General features: G+C 32.7%; 22 protein-coding genes. 18 read left to right on the forward strand and 4 right to left on the reverse strand.

Annotated features, from left to right (window positions below; translation table 11 throughout):
• The first annotated feature begins 551 nt into the window (after positions 1-551).
• From HMPREF2957_RS00005 to msr(D), 3 genes are all read left to right on the forward strand, one after another.
• Entirely contained in the window at positions 552-722 is a 171-nt protein-coding gene (locus HMPREF2957_RS00005) for a hypothetical protein (RefSeq protein WP_000873143.1), read from the forward strand.
• A 385-nt stretch (positions 723-1107) separates the two neighbouring features.
• On the forward strand, positions 1108-2325 hold the full coding sequence (gene mef(A), locus HMPREF2957_RS00010; RefSeq protein ID WP_000417519.1) for a macrolide efflux MFS transporter Mef(A): 1218 nt from the start codon (positions 1108-1110) through the stop codon (positions 2323-2325).
• Between the two features lie 119 nt (positions 2326-2444).
• The gene (gene msr(D) / locus HMPREF2957_RS00015) at positions 2445-3908 is read left to right on the forward strand and encodes an ABC-F type ribosomal protection protein Msr(D) (RefSeq protein ID WP_000420313.1); all 1464 of its coding nucleotides are present in this window, start codon (positions 2445-2447) and stop codon (positions 3906-3908) included.
• 117 nt (positions 3909-4025) lie between these two features.
• Here the strand turns inward: msr(D) and HMPREF2957_RS00020 are convergent, their stop codons facing one another.
• Genes HMPREF2957_RS00020 through HMPREF2957_RS00035 form a run of 4 tightly spaced genes read right to left on the reverse strand, consistent with a single transcriptional unit; the run spans position 4026 to position 5270 of the window.
• Positions 4026-4325: a DUF5960 family protein gene (locus tag HMPREF2957_RS00020; RefSeq protein ID WP_001072467.1), complete on the reverse strand. Its 300-nt coding sequence runs from the start codon at positions 4323-4325 to the stop codon at positions 4026-4028.
• Positions 4312-4680, reverse strand: coding sequence for a hypothetical protein (locus HMPREF2957_RS00025; RefSeq protein ID WP_000567222.1), 369 nt, complete (start codon positions 4678-4680; stop codon positions 4312-4314). The genes HMPREF2957_RS00020 and HMPREF2957_RS00025 overlap by 14 nt, the downstream gene beginning before the upstream one ends.
• Before the next feature lie 12 nt (positions 4681-4692).
• The gene (locus HMPREF2957_RS00030) at positions 4693-5028 is read right to left on the reverse strand and encodes a DinB/UmuC family translesion DNA polymerase (protein ID WP_000806926.1); all 336 of its coding nucleotides are present in this window, start codon (positions 5026-5028) and stop codon (positions 4693-4695) included.
• The gene (locus tag HMPREF2957_RS00035) at positions 5025-5270 is read right to left on the reverse strand and encodes a hypothetical protein (protein ID WP_001813542.1); all 246 of its coding nucleotides are present in this window, start codon (positions 5268-5270) and stop codon (positions 5025-5027) included. The genes HMPREF2957_RS00030 and HMPREF2957_RS00035 overlap by 4 nt, the downstream gene beginning before the upstream one ends.
• Positions 5271-5664: 394 nt before the next feature.
• Here HMPREF2957_RS00035 and HMPREF2957_RS00045 point away from each other — a divergent pair, with 394 nt between their 5' ends.
• The 15 genes from HMPREF2957_RS00045 to HMPREF2957_RS00110 all read left to right on the forward strand — a co-directional run bounded on the left by HMPREF2957_RS00045 (position 5665) and on the right by HMPREF2957_RS00110 (position 21762).
• Positions 5665-6282: a TetR/AcrR family transcriptional regulator gene (locus tag HMPREF2957_RS00045; protein WP_009664199.1), complete on the forward strand. Its 618-nt coding sequence runs from the start codon at positions 5665-5667 to the stop codon at positions 6280-6282.
• Between the two features lie 109 nt (positions 6283-6391).
• Positions 6392-7102 carry an ABC transporter ATP-binding protein gene (locus tag HMPREF2957_RS00050; RefSeq protein WP_009664098.1) on the forward strand — a complete coding sequence of 237 codons (711 nt, stop codon included), beginning with the start codon at positions 6392-6394 and terminating at the stop codon, positions 7100-7102.
• Entirely contained in the window at positions 7095-8654 is a 1560-nt protein-coding gene (locus HMPREF2957_RS00055) for an ABC transporter permease (RefSeq protein ID WP_009664211.1), read from the forward strand. The genes HMPREF2957_RS00050 and HMPREF2957_RS00055 overlap by 8 nt, the downstream gene beginning before the upstream one ends.
• Positions 8655-8672: 18 nt before the next feature.
• Positions 8673-8894, forward strand: coding sequence for a DUF1648 domain-containing protein (locus HMPREF2957_RS00060; protein ID WP_009664127.1), 222 nt, complete (start codon positions 8673-8675; stop codon positions 8892-8894).
• Positions 8891-9220, forward strand: coding sequence for a GntR family transcriptional regulator (locus tag HMPREF2957_RS00065; protein ID WP_035620602.1), 330 nt, complete (start codon positions 8891-8893; stop codon positions 9218-9220). Before HMPREF2957_RS00060 ends, HMPREF2957_RS00065 begins: the two co-directional genes overlap by 4 nt.
• 170 nt (positions 9221-9390) lie before the next feature.
• Positions 9391-10020 (forward strand): TetR/AcrR family transcriptional regulator, encoded by a 630-nt coding sequence (locus HMPREF2957_RS00070; protein ID WP_009664054.1) that lies wholly within the window; start codon positions 9391-9393, stop codon positions 10018-10020.
• A gap of 277 nt (positions 10021-10297) precedes the next feature.
• Entirely contained in the window at positions 10298-11038 is a 741-nt protein-coding gene (locus tag HMPREF2957_RS00075) for an ABC transporter permease (RefSeq protein WP_070676935.1), read from the forward strand.
• Positions 11039-11173: 135 nt separating this feature from the next.
• Positions 11174-11911: an ABC transporter ATP-binding protein gene (locus tag HMPREF2957_RS00080; RefSeq protein WP_070676937.1), complete on the forward strand. Its 738-nt coding sequence runs from the start codon at positions 11174-11176 to the stop codon at positions 11909-11911.
• A 2-nt stretch (positions 11912-11913) separates the two neighbouring features.
• Positions 11914-13596, forward strand: a complete 1683-nt coding sequence (locus HMPREF2957_RS00085) for an ABC transporter ATP-binding protein (RefSeq protein WP_070676939.1) — start codon at positions 11914-11916, stop codon at positions 13594-13596.
• Between the two features lie 488 nt (positions 13597-14084).
• The gene (locus HMPREF2957_RS00090; protein ID WP_070676941.1) at positions 14085-15344 is read left to right on the forward strand and encodes a site-specific integrase; all 1260 of its coding nucleotides are present in this window, start codon (positions 14085-14087) and stop codon (positions 15342-15344) included.
• A 12-nt stretch (positions 15345-15356) separates the two neighbouring features.
• On the forward strand, positions 15357-17210 hold the full coding sequence (locus HMPREF2957_RS00095) for a hypothetical protein (RefSeq protein WP_070676942.1): 1854 nt from the start codon (positions 15357-15359) through the stop codon (positions 17208-17210).
• Positions 17207-17383, forward strand: a complete 177-nt coding sequence (locus HMPREF2957_RS09335; protein WP_261674136.1) for a hypothetical protein — start codon at positions 17207-17209, stop codon at positions 17381-17383. Before HMPREF2957_RS00095 ends, HMPREF2957_RS09335 begins: the two co-directional genes overlap by 4 nt.
• Entirely contained in the window at positions 17361-18566 is a 1206-nt protein-coding gene (locus tag HMPREF2957_RS00100) for a hypothetical protein (protein ID WP_261674137.1), read from the forward strand. The genes HMPREF2957_RS09335 and HMPREF2957_RS00100 overlap by 23 nt, the downstream gene beginning before the upstream one ends.
• Complete coding sequence (locus HMPREF2957_RS00105; RefSeq protein WP_000101512.1) at positions 18544-19269, forward strand: MreC domain-containing protein; 726 nt, start codon at positions 18544-18546, stop codon at positions 19267-19269. Before HMPREF2957_RS00100 ends, HMPREF2957_RS00105 begins: the two co-directional genes overlap by 23 nt.
• A gap of 9 nt (positions 19270-19278) precedes the next feature.
• A complete protein-coding gene (locus tag HMPREF2957_RS00110; RefSeq protein WP_070676943.1) occupies positions 19279-21762 on the forward strand; it encodes a zinc-ribbon domain-containing protein in 2484 nt (827 codons plus the stop codon).
• Positions 21763-22023: the final 261 nt, after the last annotated feature.

The raw sequence follows: 22023 nt of genomic DNA on the forward strand, positions 1-22023 counted from the left end.
CCATGTTGAGGCGGTAAGTTTGCTAGTCAAGGAGTAAAACGACGAAGATTAGCATTTACTTCCGCCCATGCGATAGCTGTCCGTGATTGACAAGTGCTAGCACGCAGACAGAACGGAGATAGCGAACCGCTGAGTGTGTCGCTCTGCTCGTAAAAGCTTAGAAACCTTTGAACGAAAGGGATAATGAAAGCCTTGATTGCAAGGCTTTTTGCTTTATGGTGGGTAAGTATCAGAGTGAGAAAATTTTTGGAATGAGTAGAAGTGATAGCTAGAAATTATCAGTTTCTATTTCCATTTACCCTGTGGGTACGTGTTTGTTTCCATTGACAAGGAGTTTGTGGGAATAGAAATGTACCCACCTTGTTTGAATCAAGTGAAGTGTAGTTGAAGGAAATCTGTTGAAAGCAATACTTCATTTTACCGAATAAGTAATAATTTAGGCAACTTCAAATCGATTAAAAAAAACTATTTTAAAGGTTAAGAGTAGACAAAAATTGTCCACTCTTTTTTGCAAACTCAATTTATCAATAAATGAAATGAGGGAATGTAAAATGAAATATTTTGAGGTTGAGTTAGAAAATCCTGATGAATTTTTAAAACTACAAACAGAAGATTTTGTGAAAGCTAATCGCTTGCTACTAAGGAAGATAATCCAGAGCGTTACAGTCTATGAAGAAAACTTCGTCATATCCTTTAAATCTGGCATCGAATTGGAAGTATGAGTCTCATTCCATAACTTTTATATTGAACATATCATCTTGTTGTGTTATACTATAAATTGATATAAACAAAGATGTAGGAGGAACCGAAACTATGACAGCCTCAATGCGTTTAAGATAAGCTGGCAATAAAAAAAGCAGAATCTATACCCGATGATAGGCTTTTTTGTTGTGCTTATTTATACGATATTGAGCATTCATTAGTTACGGTGAGGATATTGGTTATTTAACTATACCTTTATTTAACTATGTCTTTAATATGAATGTTTCCAAATTGTATGTATGCAGACCAAAAGCCACATTGTGGGGTTTGGCCTGCATTTTTTATTGCCTAGAATGCTATTCAAAATAGAAATTCAAGCAAAATAATATGCAGGAGATAATATAAATGGAAAAATACAACAATTGGAAACGAAAATTTTATGCAATATGGGCAGGGCAAGCAGTATCATTAATCACTAGTGCCATCCTGCAAATGGCGATTATTTTTTACCTTACAGAAAAAACAGGATCTGCGATGGTCTTGTCTATGGCTTCATTAGTAGGTTTTTTACCCTATGCGATTTTGGGACCTGCCATTGGTGTGCTAGTGGATCGTCATGATAGGAAGAAGATAATGATTGGTGCCGATTTAATTATCGCAGCAGCTGGTGCAGTGCTTGCTATTGTTGCATTCTGTATGGAGCTACCTGTCTGGATGATTATGATAGTATTGTTTATCCGTAGCATTGGAACAGCTTTTCATACCCCAGCACTCAATGCGGTTACACCACTTTTAGTACCAGAAGAACAGCTAACGAAATGCGCAGGCTATAGTCAGTCTTTGCAGTCTATAAGCTATATTGTTAGTCCGGCAGTTGCAGCACTCTTATACTCCGTTTGGGATTTAAATGCTATTATTGCCATCGACGTATTGGGTGCTGTGATTGCATCTATTACGGTAGCAATTGTACGTATACCTAAGCTGGGTAATCAAGTGCAAAGTTTAGAACCAAATTTCATAAGGGAGATGAAAGAAGGAGTTGTGGTTCTGAGACAAAACAAAGGATTGTTTGCCTTATTACTCTTAGGAACACTATATACTTTTGTTTATATGCCAATCAATGCACTATTTCCTTTAATAAGCATGGAACACTTTAATGGAACGCCTGTGCATATTTCTATTACGGAAATTTCCTTTGCATTTGGGATGCTAGCAGGAGGCTTATTATTAGGAAGATTAGGGGGCTTCGAAAAGCATGTATTACTAATAACAAGTTCATTTTTTATAATGGGGACCAGTTTAGCCGTTTCGGGAATACTTCCTCCAAATGGATTTGTAATATTCGTAGTTTGCTGTGCAATAATGGGGCTTTCGGTGCCATTTTATAGCGGTGTGCAAACAGCTCTTTTTCAGGAGAAAATTAAGCCTGAATATTTAGGACGTGTATTTTCTTTGATCGGAAGTATCATGTCACTTGCTATGCCAATTGGGTTAATTCTTTCTGGATTCTTTGCTGATAAAATCGGTGTAAATCATTGGTTTTTACTATCAGGTATTTTAATTATTGGCATTGCTATAGTTTGCCAAATGATAACTGAGGTTAGAAAATTAGATTTAAAATAAACAATATTGGAGGAATATTTATGTATCTTATTTTCATGTAACTCTTCCTGCTAAAATCGCAGGGTTTTCCCTGCATACAAGCAAATGAAAGCATGCGATTATAGACAGGAGGAAATGTTATGGAATTAATATTAAAAGCAAAAGACATTCGTGTGGAATTCAAAGGACGCGATGTTTTAGATATAAATGAATTAGAAGTATATGATTATGACCGTATTGGTTTAGTAGGAGCAAATGGTGCTGGAAAAAGCACTTTACTCAGGGTACTTTTAGGAGAATTAACTCCCCCAGGATGTAAAATGAATCGTCTGGGTGAACTTGCCTATATTCCCCAGTTGGACGAAGTAACTCTGCAGGAGGAAAAAGATTTTGCACTTGTAGGCAAGCTAGGTGTTGAGCAATTAAATATACAGACTATGAGCGGTGGTGAAGAAACAAGGCTTAAAATAGCACAGGCCTTATCGGCACAGGTTCATGGTATTTTAGCGGATGAACCTACGAGCCATTTAGACCGTGAAGGAATTGATTTTCTAATAGGACAGCTAAAATATTTTACAGGTGCACTGTTAGTTATTAGCCATGACCGCTATTTTCTTGATGAAATAGTAGATAAAATATGGGAACTGAAAGATGGCAAAATCACTGAGTATTGGGGAAACTATTCTGATTATCTTCGTCAGAAAGAGGAAGAACGTAAGAGCCAAGCTGCAGAATACGAACAATTTATTGCGGAACGTGCCCGATTGGAAAGGGCTGCGGAGGAAAAGCGAAAACAGGCTCGTAAAATAGAACAGAAGGCAAAAGGTTCTTCAAAGAAAAAAAGTACTGAAGACGGAGGGCGTTTAGCTCATCAAAAATCAATAGGAAGTAAGGAAAAAAAGATGTATAATGCTGCTAAAACCCTAGAGCACAGGATTGCGGCCTTAGGAAAAGTAGAAGCTCCGGAAGGCATTCGCAGAATTCGTTTCAGGCAAAGTAAAGCATTGGAGCTCCATAATCCATACCCTATAGTCGGTGCAGAAATTAATAAAGTATTTGGGGATAAGGCTCTGTTTGAAAATGCATCTTTTCAAATTCCGTTAGGAGCAAAAGTGGCGTTAACTGGTGGTAATGGAATCGGAAAAACAACTTTAATCCAAATGATCTTAAACCATGAAGAAGGAATTTCTATTTCGCCTAAGGCAAAAATAGGTTACTTTGCACAGAATGGTTACAAGTACAACAGTAATCAGAATGTTATGGAGTTTATGCAGAAGGATTGTGACTACAATATATCAGAAATTCGTTCAGTGCTAGCATCTATGGGGTTCAAACAGAACGATATTGGAAAAAGTTTATCTGTTTTAAGCGGTGGAGAAATTATAAAATTGTTGCTTGCTAAAATGCTCATGGGTAGATATAACATCCTAATAATGGATGAACCCAGTAACTTCCTTGACATACCAAGTTTAGAGGCTTTGGAAATACTAATGAAGGAGTACACCGGAACTATCGTGTTTATCACCCACGATAAACGATTACTCGAAAATGTAGCAGATGTAGTTTATGAAATTAGAGATAAGAAAATAAATCTGAAACATTAAATTTAAGGTAGTCGCTGGTCAGTATAGTCTGTTCTGGTTGGCGACTCCATTGTTAAAGAGTATAAAGACTTTAGATTTTATGAATATTAAAAATAGGAACAGTCAATTGAACTGCTCCTATTTTTCTGCTAAATATATTGTAGTTTTCTTATATGTATAATGATAGATTAGCGGATTCTCATCTACGGTACTTACTTCAAATATGAAGAAGTGATCGCGGTTATCTCTGGACTTTTCCTTATTGAGGACAAAGTAATTCTTACGTGAAGTCGCCATTGTTTTTAGGATATCATCAGTTAGGAAGGTCAATGGAATATTCATGTTAGAGTAGCGGTAGAAGTCACGTTCAAAATCTTGGTAGCTCTCGCTATAATAGTCCATTTGTAGGTGATTACGCTGAAACTCAAGCTGATTCATAGAGCACCTCCTCGACAAGTTCAATACTAATAATGTCTTTTAATTTCAAATTGATGTGACCTGTTGTAGTTTTTATCAAAATGAAATCTTTGGTCAGACTTGGTATTGTTCCAGTGTAGGAAACACGCTTGTTTTTTTCAATCACTTGAATGCGTGTGCGTAGCTGCCCGGCGTATACTTGACTGAGGAGTAATAATTTCTTCTCTAGTGATAAGTCAGACATGTACGTTACTTTGTTTGTATCATCAGAGAGTGCTGATGCATGTTCAGATAGGAAAAAGCCCATCCATTTTTGCATCTTTGTATCCTGGTACTCTCTTGCTGATTGAAATGGTAAATATGAACGGTCAATCATATCAAATCCTTTCTATGCAGAGGCAAGGGTATTTTTATCAAATTGAATCGTAAAACCTTGAATTCCCCCACCTGTGTAACATTCTTTAAAGCGATTGATTACCTCAGTATAGATTATCACAGATGAGCTTGTTGGCTTAATGCTAAATGTAAATTCCAATGGTAATCGGTTTTCAGATTTAGCATGTACTAGTCGTATCGATATTTCAGTTGTTTTGAGTTTTCTCTGACGAAGTTTTGAAGTTGCTGTTTCAACGATTCCATGTAAAAATCTTTCAAGCATTTCAATATCATTACATCCTTTGCTACGGATTTCTGAAAATTGTACTGTATTTTTTTCTTGTTTCATTTTAATCCCTCCAATCCACCCGCGGAATGACCACCGATAAGTTTACTGCGTTCAATATTTCTGGAACCTTCAGTTAGGACGGTTCCTTTTTGTATGGCTAAAAAACCAAACTGTTCTCTGACAACATCAATAGCTGTCTGAAGTCTATTATCTTTTTCAATTTGTTCTACATCATCAAAGAGTGATAGTAGAGTATAGCTTTCATCTACGAAGCCACTATAAGATACACCAATTTGTCTCACTGCACCAGAGGTGTATTTTTTCGGAATAATACAAGTACATGACTCACCATTGTTTTGGGGAGATTTGCGGGTTCAATTTTATTCTGAGCATTTATAGATTTTTTCATCTCAGTCCTAGAATAGCCAATATGAATAGAAACGACAGTAGTCAATACTAGGGCTACTGTTCCGTTCCACAGTATCATTTAAAAATCATTTTCACACCCTTTCGTCTATTAGTATAGAAGAAAGCTCTCAGCACACGTTGAGGCAGTATCACTGCTTGTACGAGCTTAGAAAAAAATGTTGACGAAAAAGCCTTGGTGTCAAGGATTTTTTGCTATCCTCAAAAAGATAATTTTATAATTGACAATTTGTCAGTAGAGCAGTATAATTTATAATCAGGAGGAATAAAATGCGAGATGTAAAAGATCCGGAAATTCGACGGGCTGAGATTATGGATGCTTCTATGCTCCTCTTTATGGAGAAAGGATATGCGAACACAACAACTCAGGATATAGTCGATAAGGTAAATATATCACGAGGTTTGTTATACTATCACTTTAAGAACAAAGAAGATATTCTATATTGTCTTGTGGAACGATATTCAGAGAAATTATTGAGAGATATTCATGTGATTGTCAATGATGACGACAAAACTGCTATTGAAAAAATAAGAGCCTTTATAGATGCCACAATAATCTCTACAGATAACGTTTCAGCGGAGGGAACTGAGTTACAAAAGACGGTTGATCTTAAAGAAAATCGTTATATGTTAGATAAGTTATCCCATAAGCTCATTGAAAAACTGACTATATATTTTGAGAGGATAATAAATCAAGGCATCTCAGAAAAAGTATTTTCTGTAAAATATCCATCTGAAACAGCAGAATTTCTTATGACAGCCTATGTTTTTGTTTCAAATAACATAGGTATAAAAACATCAAAGAAAGAACCTGTCAAAGATTACTTGAATGCATTTAAGATAATGCTGGAACAAAACCTAAATACAAAAGGACTCTTTAGCAATTAAAAAAAGATAGAATGTTTGTAAAGAGAACTATGTACCGATAGCTGAATCAAAACAAGCTATCGGTATTATTTCAAAATATGACTGACAAATTGTCAATAGAGGTGAAAATATGTTAGAGATAAAGAATTTTAGTAAAAGTTATGGGGATAAGAAGGTTGTGGATAACCTATCTATTTCAGTACAGCCTGGAGATATTTATGGTTTTATTGGAGCAAATGGTGCGGGAAAAACGACAACGATAAAGGCAGTTGTCGGTATCCATGATTTTGAAGACGGAAGTATAATTATCAACGGTCATTCTATTAAAGAAGAACCTGTTATTTGTAAAAAAATGATGGCGTATATCCCAGATAATCCAGATTTGTATGAACATATGACAGGACTTCAATATATTAATTTCATTGCTGACCTGTTTGAAATTCCTACAAAAATACGCAGGGAGAGAATCCAAAATTACGGTGATTTATTTGATATGACTGAGCATCTTTCGGGGATAATTTCTTCATATTCACATGGTATGAAGCAACGAACAGCCATTATTTCTGCACTTGTACATTCTCCCAAACTATTGATTTTAGATGAACCTTTTGTTGGGCTAGATCCCAAAGCAACTTTCCTACTAAAGAAAATTATGCATGAGTGTGTTTCAGATGGAGGTGCTATTTTCTTTTCAACCCATGTATTGGATGTTGCGGAAAAATTATGTAATAAGATTGCCATTATCAAAAATGGAAAGTTAGTTGCAAGTGGTAATACAGGAGATATCAAAGGTAATGAATCATTGGAAGCATTTTTCATGGAGGTGCAGGGCAATGAGTAACATTTGGATACTAATTAGAGCACAATTGATAAATTTTTTTCCCATTAACCAGATTAGAGAGACGGGAAATAAAAAACAAAGTTCAATGGCTATTGCGAGTTTTGGCATAGTAACTCTTGCCTTATTTTGCTTTTTTTATAATATCCTAACAGCTAAAACATTGGTACAAGTTGGACAACAAAACTTGATTCCGGCATATATGGTCTCTGTCTCAAGTTTTTCGATATTATTTTTGACAGTTTTTTATTCGAATGGCATTTTATTTGGCAGTCGAGATATGGAAATTCTCCAATCCTTACCTGTTAAAAGTTCGTATATTATCACCAGCAAGTTCATGTTTATGTACTTATTGAATTTTTTAATAGGCTTGATGTTTATGCTTCCGGGTGGAATTGTATGGGGCTTGAACGGAAGTTTAAACCTCCTACAGATTATATTGTATTTTACTTCTATATTTTTTGCCCCTTTGATCCCCATGTGTATAGCGGCATGCATGGGACTCGTTATTGTTGTCGCTTCATCTTTTTTTAAAAGAAAAAATGTTATCTCTCTTATTTTTTCATTTGCGATGCTAGGTATAATTGGATATTTTGCATTATCAGCTTTGCAATCAGGTGATGAAAGTAGTATTGGGGTTACTCTGGCTAAGCAAATTACTGGACTGTATCCAATTTCTAGACTATTTATGTCATACTACAATTTTCCAATGTACTATGGGATGGGATTTTATATAGTTCTTTCAATAGTCGTCTTTTATCTATTTGTCAAAATTGCTTCGTTGAAGTATGGACTACTTAATACACTTGCCAATACAAAATCAAGTTATGCTAATGACAAAGTATCTTATGAAAGAAAATCGGTATTTTTTGCCTTGTATCAAAAAGAGCTTGGACGATTTTTAAGTTCTTATATGGCAGTCTTGAATGCTGGGCTTGGAGTGATTCTTTTATGTGTCTTTAGTATATGTTTCCTGTTTAATTCTGTAGGTCAAATAGGAAATTCTGCAGGAATTGAAAATATAAATGAGTATCTTTCAAACTTAGCTCCCGTCTTTATTGCATCTATGCTTTCACTCAGTTGTCCAGCAGCTTCATCTATATCTTTAGAAGGTAAAAATATTTGGATTTTGAAAAGTTCTCCGGTTGAGATAAAAATGATTTTAAATGCTAAGATAGCTGTCAACCTTACACTTCATTTGATTGGATATATGATTTCTGTATCAGTATTTATGCTGAAACTTGATATGAATCCTATTCAAGTTATGAATCTAGTTATTGTTCCTATATGTTACTCCCTTTTTATAACGGTAATCGGAATTTCATTAAATAAAAAATATCCTAACTATGATTGGGACAGTGAGATGATAGTCGTCAAACAAAGTCTACCTGTTATTGTGACTGGAATTATTGGTATGATTGTACTTATTACGCCTATTTTTCTTAATTGGGTGTTAAATATTCCGATTACATTTGTTTTGCAGGTAGTATCAGTAGTTTTATTGGTTATTACAATGGGTGTTTATATAACAATGAGCAAGTCGAATTTTATCTAGTTAAAGGAGGAAAATAAGATGAAAAACAGACTGACAAAAGATATTTTGGTGTTGCTAGGGATGACAGTCATAATAGTTGTTATTTGTAGTTTTCTCCCAGAGGAAGTTCCTATCCATTTCAATGCAAAAGGTGTTGCAGATATGTTTGCAAATAAATATTATCTTCTACTGGCTACAGTAATTCCATACTCTGCATATTGGAAGATTGTTAGGGGGAAGGAAAATAAAAAGATTAAATGAAACCCCATCTATATTTACAGATTGCATCAAAATTAAGAACAACTATTTTAAGAGGTGATTATGTGCTTGGACAAAAAATTCCTTCGATAAGGAGTTTAGCAGAAAATGAGAAGTGTAATCCAGCAACAATCCAAAAAGCAATGAAAGTTCTCGAAGAACAGAATTTGGTTATTAGCTGTGGAACATTAGGATATTTTGTCATAGCAAGCGAGCAAGAAATAAAGGAGTTAAGATATCAAGAATCGAACAAGCTAGTGAAAATTTTGTTTGAAAATCTAGGTGAGCTAGGATTTTCGGAAGATGAGATTGTCAATTTATTTTTTTGAAAAGATGCTTAGATGAAGTTGAATGGAAATTTATTAGGATTATTTTTGAAAGTATATAAAAGCCTTGATTATAAGGCTTTTTTTGCATTTTCCAATAAAGAACTTGACATTATTAGTTACTTCCACTACAATAGAATTACATACCATCGGTATGATAGAAAGGAACAAAAATGGCAAGGAATAGAAACTCACATGAAACTAGAAAAAAAATACTAGAGGTCTCTAAAAATCTATTTTTAGAAAAAGGATTTGATAATACATCAATACAAGATATCATAGATGGATTAGGTGGATTAACAAAAGGTGTTATCTATCATCATTTTGAGTCTAAATATGATATACTGCAAACAATCATTAGCGAAAATAATCAAGAAATTTTAAATTATAATTGGAGAGGAAATACTGGATTAGAAAAGATACAAAATTCTTTGATGGACTCTTTCTCTAATTTTGAACACCAAAGGCTCGTTTACTCTGCCTCAATCATGCTAAGAAGTCCACGCTTATTGGGAGAGCAGTATCTAGGTCTATTTTCTGATTTTTTACCCGAAATTAGAGAAAAGGTTTACGAAGGAGTTGAAGATGGGTCTATTAAAACAGAATATCCAGAAGAGCTAGCAGATTTAATTGTTTTATCTCTAAATATTTGGATTGGTTTTCAAATTTCCGTTTTTTCATTAGTAGAATTAAAGCGTAAAATGAATTTCATTAAACTTACTTTTGAAGGTCTAGGGGTACAGTTAATTTCTGATGAAATGATGGAGGTGATTTTCAACTTATTTGATCGCTTAAAAAAATAGTAAATAAGTAGTCGCATGACATTCATGTTAATACTAATTTCTATTTATGTGTTATCAATTCAATAAATTATCTTACATAATTTATAGTTAAAAAATAACATACTTTAAGTGTGTTATTAAAAATCTATTATACATACCGAGGGTATGTTTGTTTTTAGTATATACATACCGATAGTATGTATGGTGCCATTGTCTGTAAAATAAGCTTATTTTTAAATATTTGTCGAGATTAGTCTGAATAGTTTATTCTTTATTTACGCTTTGGAGGAAATAATCTATGTTGTCGCTTATTAAAATTGAATTAAATAAAGTTTCTAAATCTAAATTATTTTTAGCCTGGTTGTGTACTATATTTATAGTGTTAGGTATTACAGCAATCATTATTATGGGTTTAGGTACTGACAATAAACTAGGAGAATTTACTGGACAGGATTCTAATGTTATTAGAATTACTGGTAAATGGGAAGGTTGGGCAATTGTAGCTTCATTGTTTTCATCTTTATTTACAAAAGCAGCATTTTTGATTTTCGAATCTTATTTATTATCTACGATTATTATTGATGAATTTAAACGAAGAACAATTTTTCAGTTGTTTTCTTACCCTATTTCTAAAATAAAGTTACTTTGGGGAAAAATTCTTTCAGTCATTCTAATAGCATTTATTGCCCATTTTTCTGCACATTTAGTGACTCAATTATTCATTAGATTCATGGCTGTTGTAACTGAATCTAGTTATATCCCTCTAGCTAGTCAATTAATTAACTTGGCTGGAATAACGTTTGCAACAGTACTAATAGGGTTACTACCATTTGTTTTAGGTATGATTAAACATTCAACAGCTATAACAATGCTTTCAGGACTTGGTTTAGCAGCATTACTTTCGAATGTAAGTTCAGGAAGTTTATCTAATAATATTGTTGATAACTTATTCTTTTTGATATTTGCAAGTTTCATAAGTTTAATGATTACTTCATTTTCAATTTATAATATTTCAAAACGAGATATTAGTATCAAATAGTATTGCTGAGTTTAATCGAAGAAAAGTGGTAATTCCTTTATGATTCCAATAAAGAAAGAGACTGTATAAGTTTGTATTTATGCTCCTGAAGAAAAATTCTTGCATTTAAAGGTGGTTATAGAAAGAGAGATAGAAATGAGAAATATTGTTGAAATAAAAGAAGTTTTTAAAACAATTGATAAAGAAGAAATTTTAAGTGGTATCAACCTTCAAATTGCTGAAGGAGAAATCTATGGTTTTTTAGGACCAAATGGTGCTGGAAAAACAACGTTAATGAAATGTATGTTATCCTTATCAACAATTACATCAGGTAGTATTGAAATTTTTGGGAAAAATCTACAAGAACACAGAGAAGAAATCCTAAGTCAGATTGGAAGTATTATTGAATCACCAATTTTTTATGATAATTGCACTGCAAAAGAAATTTTGGAAATTCACGCTCAGTATATGGGGAAAAATATTATTGAATCAGATATAATAAGAGCCTTAAGAATGGTCGGATTAAAAAATACGACTAAAAAAGTAAAAGATTTTTCGTTAGGAATGAGGCAAAGGCTTGGTTTAGCTCGTGCCTTTCTAACAAAACCTAAATTGTTAATTTTAGATGAGCCAATCAATGGTTTAGATCCAATAGGAATTCAAGAAATTCGAAATCTTTTGTTGTCGCTTTCTAAGGAGCATGGAATTACTATTCTAATATCGAGTCATATATTATCGGAAATTTCACAGATAGCAGATAAAATTGGTTTTATCAAAAATGGAGAAATGGTAGAACAGGTTTCTATGAAAGAGATTAGGAGAGAGAATATTGACTTAGAAGAATATTTTATGTCACATTTTCTAAATGAAATTAAGAATTATGAGGTAGATTAAGGATGAAACAATTGATAAAGAACCATCAGAAGGCTTTTTATGCTTTCATGATATTTAATATACTGGTCCCTTTAACTAACGTTGCTTTTGCTTATTCTATTAAAGGTATTATTGATAGTGGCATGTCCCAAAATGAAGAAGCCTTAACTCAAGCGGTACTAATAGGGGCTACTGTTATTTTCATCTATGCAGGACTCAACTTTATATCTCTTCGATTGAAAAATAAACTTGTTAGGCAAATAATGTCAAGATACAAAAACAAGGTGTTCCAATCTATTTTAGATAGCGATTATAGAGACTTTTCTATAGAAAAATCAGGAAAGTTTATTTCTGTATTAACCGAAAATATGAAGAAAATCGAGCAAGATTATCTACACCAGTATTTTAATATTTCAAAAAACCTTTCCTTAATGATTTTTTCACTCCTAGCTATGTTTATAGGTAATTGGTTTTTGACCTTATTAGTAATCATTGCTAGCATTATTCCAATGATGGTTTCAGGATTTATTGGACAAAAATCAGCCTCTCTACAAAATAGTGCTATGATTGCAGATCAGAAGTATTTAGCTAAGGTTAAAGATATTTTAGCAGGATTTCTGGTTATAAAAAGTTTTAATGTGAAAGATGCTATCTGTGAGGATTATAGTCATGAAAGTGAAAAATTTGATGAAATAAATTTTATAAAAGGGAAATTTGATGTTTTAGCTTATGTTATTTCGCAGCTTTCAGGGATGATTGTTTTTTTGGTAGCCTTTGGTGGAGGAATGTATCTCGTATTTAATGGCTATACCACAATTGGAAGTGTAACAGCTATTGTTCAACTAGTCAATTTTGTAGTAATGCCACTAAATGAAATTGGTATGGGAATGAGTAAATTCCGTGAAGGGCAAGCAACACTTAATGCATTTGAGGTAAAAGATGTAACTGGACTTCAGACCGGTGAAACGAAAGAATATTTCGATGATGTTATTTCTTTTTCAAATATAGACTTTTCTTACCCTAATACTGAAGAAAAAATTTTTAATCATTTATCTTTGAAGATTAAAAAAGGAGAAAAAATTGCAATTGTAGGAATGTCAGGGAGTGGGAAATCAACTTTGCTCAATCTATTACTGCGTTTTTACGATGTAACAAGTGGACATATTTCAATTGATAATCAAGATATACAAGCTATTTCAGCAGATAGTCTTTATAACTTAATGACTATTGTTCAGCAAGATATTTATATCTTTGATGATACTTTAAGAGCAAATATTACTCTTAATCAATCCTTCACTGATGAGGAAATAAAGAAAGCTGTACAGCAGTCAGGTTTAGAAAGTTATGTTTTAGAAAATGAATTAGGTCTACAAGCTTTATGTGGAGAGAATGGATCAAATTTATCTGGCGGACAAAAACAAAGAGTTAGTATTGCGCGCGCCTTGATTCGAAAAACACCAATCTTATTATTGGATGAGGCTACTTCATCTTTGGATAATCAAGTAACTACTGAAATTGAAAGTTCAATCTTGGATATTAAAAATTTGACTGCACTTGTAGTAACCCACAAGTTGAATGAGAACATTTTGAAAAAATACGATAGAATTCTCTTTATGAAAGATGGCGTTATTGTTGAAGATGGTTCTTTCAGTGATTTGATGGATAGGAGAGGTGAGTTTTATAAGTTGTTTGAGTTGAGTGTGTAATTCTCTTTCATTTTATAGTATAATTTTATAAAACGCTCTAAAATCATTAAATTGATATAAAAGTGTTTTTTATTGTCAAAATATACAATTGAAAAAATTTCCAGTTTTTTTAAAATCACTTTCTTAGATGACAATTTAATCAAAATATGATATAATACAGAAAAAGTAAAAATAACAAAAGTAACTTACAGAAGTAAAAGAAAAAAAGTAAATAGATAGCCACGGCGGATATTCCTTTCATCGTTTAGAAGGAGTTGCTGTGGTTATCGTTGTTGCTGAGCTAATAAATTGCTCTTATTACTTAGATGAAGTTACTTTTATTATTGAATTAATTTAAATAATAATAACGATCAATGAAAGTACTCATCGATATTCCCTTTATGCAGTTTAGAGCACAAAGGAAAATGGTACTGATTTGATCGTTTTTTTGTGTATTGACATCATAAAACACAGTCAGAACCTTCAGTCATAATAAACAAGGAGATAACATGAGATTTGTTGTATATAAACATTCGCTAATTCTAGGTGATAATAATATCGTTACAAAGCAATTGATTGCACTCAAACATGATGATGGTACATTACAATTCACTGATTTTCATAGATATGTAAAATCTGCCACAAAGATTAAATCTATTTCAGACGATGGAAACAAACGATTTTCATACGTTGTTAAGTTTTTGAATTTTATCTACGGAACAGTTGGGGTTAACAATCTTGATCAACTAACTTTAGAAATGGTCAAGGAGTTTTTTATGCTTTATGGTTTAGGACAACTTCCAGAAGATAGAAAAAATAGAAAGAAAAGTACAGTCGAAAAATGTGTAAATGCAGTTCTTGATTTTTTAACTCTATACTTGAATGAACGAAAAGGAAAGGCTAATTTGAAGCCAGAAGACCTTTATTCTATCAATACATTCACTAATAGACGAGGTAGAGTCATTAAACGGAAAGAACTGAATTTTGAGATATTTGTTGATGATAGCAACTCACAGAAGTCAATTTTTAGAGATATGCCAAACAGCGCCTTTGAAATGCTCTTTGCTCACATTGCTCAATATCACAAGGATTTACTTATGGTTGTTGCTTTGGGAGCATTTGTTGGTTTGAGACCATCAGAAGCATGTAATGTAAGACGTGAAGATAGTCCTTTGGGAGCAGGTATCTTATTTCACCAAAGTGATAATCAAGTATTTAAGATTGAGATTGATCTGCGAAAAGAAATGCCCCTTAGAAGTGATTTAAAGCCAACTGGACGAATTAAAAAGGAAAGACTTCAAGCTGTACCTTATATCTTCTTGGAGGTCTTTTTAGACACTTATAATGACTATATGAGTTATCTAGAGGGTAAAAGGTATGAGAAAGATTTTGGTCCATTAAACCTTAACAAGCAGGGTAAAGCATTATCATACGATGTGTACTATCAACGATTTCGTAAGATTATTCGCGAAGAAATGATCCCAATATTTCTTAAATCTGATGACCCAGAGGTTGTCTTTTTTGGTCAACTCTTGCAAGAAAATAATATTTCACCCCATATCTTTAGGCACTGGTACACCACTCAATTAGTGTTGTCAGGCGTTAATGAAGTTAGTGAGCTGATGTCCGCTAGAGGGGACAATTCACCAGAAAGTGCTTGGGTATATTTACAAAATAAAGGAGAAATTGCAAAACAGTATGGTCAGGTGAACAATGGTGTTTTTGATTATATGAACTGGCAAGCAGAAAAATTATTTGGTGAACACTAGAAGGAGTAGCTGTTGGTAGTAGATTTAAAAAGTTATCTTGAAAGAATATTAGTCGAGTTAGGTGATGCTACAATAAAACACCGTGAGAAAGTCAGTGGATTTTTTCTAGACAATGATTGGTTTGGTGTGTCTATAAATCTTGATGATTATACTATTACGGAAAAAGATGCTGAAGTTCTTAAAAATCACATCAAAGACTATCTAACAACACCTCCTGGAATTAAGAGTATGGAAGGAATCTTTTCAAAAAAATTCCCTTCTACAAATGAATTATTCGTTCAATTTGCTGAAGAAGAAAAACTGAGTGAAACAAATCGTTTCTATCTACTTGATTTTTTAGCATACTACTTAACAAAAGATTTGTTTCTATATAGTGATGCTGAAGTGGAGACCTTAGTAGAAGTAGCAACAAAAGTTCTCACAAAATATCTAGGTGATAATCTCATTCAATTTATTAAATGGCTACTCAATAAAGGTGTTACTCGTTATCGAGTGAGTTTTGAAATGACGAAGCGTTACACGATTGAGAGTGCAAATGGAGCGTATGAATTAGATGAATACCTTGAATTAATGTACTACCTATTCAACGAGGACTACATCATAAAAAATGATATGTTTTGTAAAGCAGCAAATTCAAAAAACTATGCAGATACATGGTTGTATCTAGGGTTACATTTTATTTGCGCACTAAGATCAACAGACTTGGAAAGATTAGGACATCCTAAATTAACAAGAGAACCATTAGAAGTTTTAGAAGCAGTAGTAGATGGAACTTGGAGTAGTAGTGAAGCTAGAAGGACTTTACTAAGTATTACAACAAGATTGACTTATTTAAACTTAACACCTAATAAAACAAAAAACGCTTCTAACGTTACTCAGCTAAAGTTTCACGTCCCAGAAAGTTGTCAGGTTCTTATTGGAACGTTATTGGCTATCTGTGAAGCACATTTTCAACTTCAAATACCATACAATGCAGAAAACCCATTAATCAGACGAATTAAAACTTATGAAAAGATTACTAGTTATATGGGGGAGGAAATCGGAAATTTATTTTTAGAGCGTAACTTTAGTAGTCGTTCTGCAAACAAGTCTTACTTACAATCTGTCGCAATGTTAGCAGATGACGTTCTTGAAGAAAAGTCAGAACTGAATATTAAAGGTTATTTTTTAGCAGCATTAGCTCGTAGCCATAAAGGTAATTTTAATGAATTTGCGCAAACTACAACAACGTATCTAAAAGATGCCCAACTTGGACAACTAAAACCTGAAATGGTTGCAAAAGAACTATTTGAGCGAGGCGTATTATCCATGATTCCGTCTATGCTCTTGACCATTGTAACTAGAGGAAAGTATAAAGAATTAAGTCCAAGCCAACAAACTCAAATGATTAAAAGTTTAGATCTAACACCAGTAGAAATTGAGAAAACGTTAGAATTGAGCATTAGGGCTGATTTGCGTTCTCAACAAGCTTTAAAAACTCTAGTTGAAAACAACGTTGAACCTGAACAATTACTGACAATCTGTCATCGAATTGGCAACGGAGAGGCTTTCTCTAAGCAGGGAGAAAGTATGTGTCTCTTATCTGCGTTAGGGAAACTATGCCCCTATGATGACCGTCAACATTGTGTAGGTTGCCAGTATGAATTGCAGACAAAATCTACTTTGCTTTTGTTAATCGGTGAGTTTAATCGGCTTAACAAGCAATACTCTAAACTAACAAATGACCTTGAGAGAGGTAAAGTTAGAGCAATTTTAGAAAAACAGATTAAACCATGCCTTACAGAAATGTTAGGAGCTTTATCAGAACAATATGGTGAAGCTGTATTGTCTGATTATGAGGATATTATTAAGGAGTTAGTCAGTTGAATAATCAATCAAAATTATTTCGTAAAGTAAATGAAATTATCCTGTTTGATGATAATATGATTGAAAGCGCAAAAGAATGTTTTCAAGATTATGTTGAAAAAGGGATTATATTAACCACCAATTTTGAAGAGAATAAATGGGTTACAACTAATGAATATTCTAATAACTGTTAGTTATCAACTGAACACTAAAAAACAACGAAAGTTAGCTCAATTTCAATCCTATTTTCTATTTAATGATATTTTAAACGACTATTGGGTTAAACCATTATCAGATGAAGAAAGATTGTTTTACTACCCTCTTTACTTATGGTGGCAAATAACAGCAGTAGTACCACTTAGACCAAGGGAATTTTTACTTACTCAAAGAAATTGTCTTACAGAAAAAGACGGAAAGTATTACTTAACTCTCAGACGAAATAACTTAAAAGGAAAAGACAAGGGAGTATCCCATAAAATTTCAGAGGATTATTATTTAACGACTTACGAAGTACCATTTAAGCTTGCGAGTGAGATTATAAATTATCTAGAACTAACCAAAGATTTATCATCTACACAGTTAGATACCCTTTTTGTGACAGACTCACATTATCGTAAATGGAAACGTGTTACAGGTACTAAAAATCGTTTTTTGACTTATAGTAACTTAAATACCATTTTAAAATATTTCTTTAATGAGATTGTATCTCAACAGTATGGATATTTTGTCCATCATATCAACTTCCCAGATAAATTGGATGAACATGAGATTAATTTTATTCATATTGGAGATACTAGACACATTTCAATGATCAATCTGATAGCAGAAGGGGCTAGTCCTGTAACAGCAATGCTCTTAGCTGGACATGATAGTGTCACAACGTCCTCACATTATTTTTCAAATCTAAGTCAGTTTATTGAATGTAGGAGCTATCAGCTTTATCGCAAATTAACGAACTCCCAAACATCTTATGCTATCAGCAAAACTCAGCACAAATACACCGTTAACAAAGACTACGTTTCTCTAGATAATAAAGGCAGATGTTATTCACCACGCTTTACTAAAGGCGATTATTCAGATTGTCTAAAAGTTATTAGTTCTCATGCAGAATTAGGCGCTTGCACTAGCTGTCCCTTTTATAGAAAAGCTGGGAAAGATTATTTCTCTATGGATAAAACATTTAAGAAATCAATTGATGAGGAAGCTTTAATTGTAGATGAGGCAATAAAAAGAGTTCGACAAGGAAAGGGAAATTTAGAAGATATTGGTGAGGCGTTATTAAAACTTAAAACCGTTAGTCATTCTTATCAAGAATATCTAACTGAAAAACAATTATCCTTACAGGAGTTCTCAAATGGCGAGAAAAAAGTATATTGATAATCAAGAATTGCTATTATTATTTGAACATTATTTGCTGGAACATTGTTCAAATAATCCTAGACTATTCAAAATTCCACAGTTTGGAAATTACCTTAGAAACAACGGATTTCCTCAAGTTGCAGACACAACGATTAGAAGAAACAAAGAGTTTAGACAAGCCCTTAATGATAAATTGGAACTATTTGAGGACGATACCTATCAGACAGTTATAACATATAAAACTCTAGATGTGGAACGTTTCTTAATGACCAATAGAACCCCAAAAGCAATCAAAACAGCATTGGTTGAGCTTAATGGCCATTATAAAAGAATTGTTGATGCGGCAATAGCCTATAAGAATGAAGTTGAAAGTCTTAAAAAGAGAATGGAGGAATTAAAAAGTGAACTAGCGCAACTAAAAGAAAGCAAATACGTATTTGATGAGCAAGTGAGAACTAATAAAGAGTTGGCAGAGGAAAATAAAAAATTAAGAAATCTTCTTAAAACAAGTTTATATCCTGAAATTGCAAATGAATTATTAAAAGAAGAAGGCTTGTTAAAATCTGATCAGCAACTTGTAACTAAGAAGTATCTAAGTGAAAATATTATCACCTCAGACTCGAAAATATCTTTTGAAAAGCATACTCATACTGAAGAGCAAACAAGCAAAAGTAAGATTTTGGAAATTAAAGACTTACTGGATAACAAGACTAAGTATTAGGAGGAGAAAATGTCAGACTTAATCACTGATTTTCCAGCCTTATTGAACTATTGGGACTTTGACAAGAATATCAAAATAGATGTAGAAAAAATAACAATTACCAGTAAAAAACACATTAACTGGAAATGTCCTACCTGTTCTTATGAATGGAAAGCAAGTACATCAAAATCTTATAAAAATATTCAAAATCATTCAAAAATCTGTCCTGTATGTGAGCTTGGAAAAGTGTTCATAAAAGGGAAAAACTCTATATCTGCAAGGATCCCTAACTTTCTAAGGTACATAAACTTTCATTATGAAAATATAGAAACCATTCAGGAAGAGATTGATAATTTATCTTTTTCTTCAAAGAGATTATTTCACTTCAAATGTCCTACCTGTCATGTTGGTTGGAAAGATGTAGCAAACACTTCTAAATTAATCAATAAACATAATCAAGAGCTTGTTCATGTCGGATGTAATGAAAGTACACATTTTGTACCTTACACTAAAGCATACCCTAATCTTCGGAAAATTTATCTTCCAGGGGAGCAAAACGATGTAGAGTTTAATGATTTGAAGTTAAGTGACAATGTTACAATCCCTAGAAATTGGAAATGCGACAAATGTGACCATATCTTTAAGTTGTCTATTGATCAGCTAATTTCAAGAATCAAAAGATATAGTTTCTATTGTACTAACTGTAAAGCTACATTCGATACCCCATTTAAAGTGAAAGCCAACCCCCTATTACATACAGATAGAAATCTTTTTAAGCAATTTATTCCAACTCATGTAAAAAGTAATATGATTGATAGTTTATCCGACATCTTAGTAAGATGGCAGTGTTTTAAATGTCATGGTCAATATGAATGTAGTGTTGTCAAAAGGCATCTTGAAGGCTGCCCTTATTGTGATAATAAATTGATGTTAAAAGGATATAATACTTTACAAGAAACTCATCCTTATTTAGAGAAATTTTGGGATAAAAGTAATGATAAACCTATTTCTGAATACTGGTATAAGTCTTCTAAATGCATAAATTGGAAATGCCCTTGCTGCAAAGTCAGTTTTTATTGTAGTCCAATTGAAATGATTTCAAGAACCGACTTAGAGAATAGTAATTTTCAAACTTGTCCTAATCGTTGTGATTGGGATACACTTGTTTTTAACAATGATATACTCTATAATTTCCCAAAATTACAGGAAGAATGGAGCGATAAAAATGGATTGCCTGTTCATTTAGCATTGAGCCACATTGAAACAAAAAAATATTGGTGGAAGTGTTCTGTTTGTCAAGGTGAATACCTTTGTTCAATTCCAATAAGAAAAGAAGTAATAGATAGCTGTCCATATTGTAATGATGAACAAGCATTAAAAGGTTATAATACAATTGCAGATACTTATCCTGAGTTGTGTGACCTTTGGAGTAGCAAGAATGTAGAAAAACCTGATGAGGTGACGAAATCGTCAGAAACCGAGAATAAAATATTTAATTGGATTTGTGATTGTTGTGATTTAGAATTTCAGGAGAGATTAGGGATTGTTCTAGGTGTGTTTACAAACAATAATTCTAATAGTCTCAACTCTATATGTCCTTACTGTAATAAAAAAATTCCTAAACCAAATGAAACACTAAGCTATGTTAAACCGTACTTAAACAATGAATGGGTAAAAGAACTGAATGGTGATATTGATACTTTCTTTTATGATTCAAATGCCTTAACCAATTGGATTTGTCGAAAATGTCACAGAAGTTTTAAAGCAAAAATTTCTGAACGCCACAAAAACGACCAATGTTGTCCATATTGTTCTTTTAAGAAGACTGCAAAAGGTTATAATGATCTTGAAACAACACATCCTTGGTTAATTAAAGAATGGTCATCATTAAATAAACAAGAAATGTCTTCAGTAAGGGCAAATTCAACATATAATGCATGGTGGAAATGCCCTGTATGTACTGGAGAATATCAGCAAGTTATTAAAGAAAAATTTTACAGAGAAAATTCTTGTCCATACTGTAGAAATCAAAAAGTATTAAAAGGATTTAACGATCTAGCGACCACACACCCTTGGTTGATTAAGGAATGGTCAGCTTTAAATGATAGAGAATCATGCTCAATTATGTGTAATTCGACTTATAGAGCGTGGTGGAGATGCAATGTATGTAAAGGAGAATATCAACAAACTGTTAAGAAAAAAATTCTGATGAAAGAATCTTGCCCATATTGTCAAAATAATAAGGTATTAAAAGGATTTAACGACTTAGAAACAACTCATAAACATTTAATGAACGAATGGGACTATCTTAATAATATTCTTTTAGGAGATCCAACTGAAATCAATGAAAAATATCAACAAACTGTATGGTGGATTTGTAAAGAAAACTCAAATCATCGATATAAACTTAAAATTAATGAAAAAATTAAGTATGAAAAGCGCTCATTAATAAGCTGCCCAATTTGTAAAGGCTTGAGAAGAAAACAGGAACATTTTGTTAGATTAAAGATGTAATAGAATATTAAAATCAAACAAGCTAAAAACATCTCTAAAGATCATTAAATTGATATTGGAGTGTTTTTTATTACCAAAATGTACATTTGAAAATTTTTAGTTTTCACTTAAATAAAGTACATTTTACAGAAGATGAACGCCTTTAAAAATTTCCAGTGTTCACTTAAATAAAGTACATAATTGAGTGTAATTGGCTTAAAAAAATTTTTTGGTTATTTTGGACTTTAGAAGTTATTTGAACATTCCTAACTCTCCTCTATA

It is taken from the genome of Streptococcus sp. HMSC062D07 (genome assembly GCF_001814215.1).
GTDB classification, from domain to species: domain Bacteria; phylum Bacillota; class Bacilli; order Lactobacillales; family Streptococcaceae; genus Streptococcus; species Streptococcus infantis_I.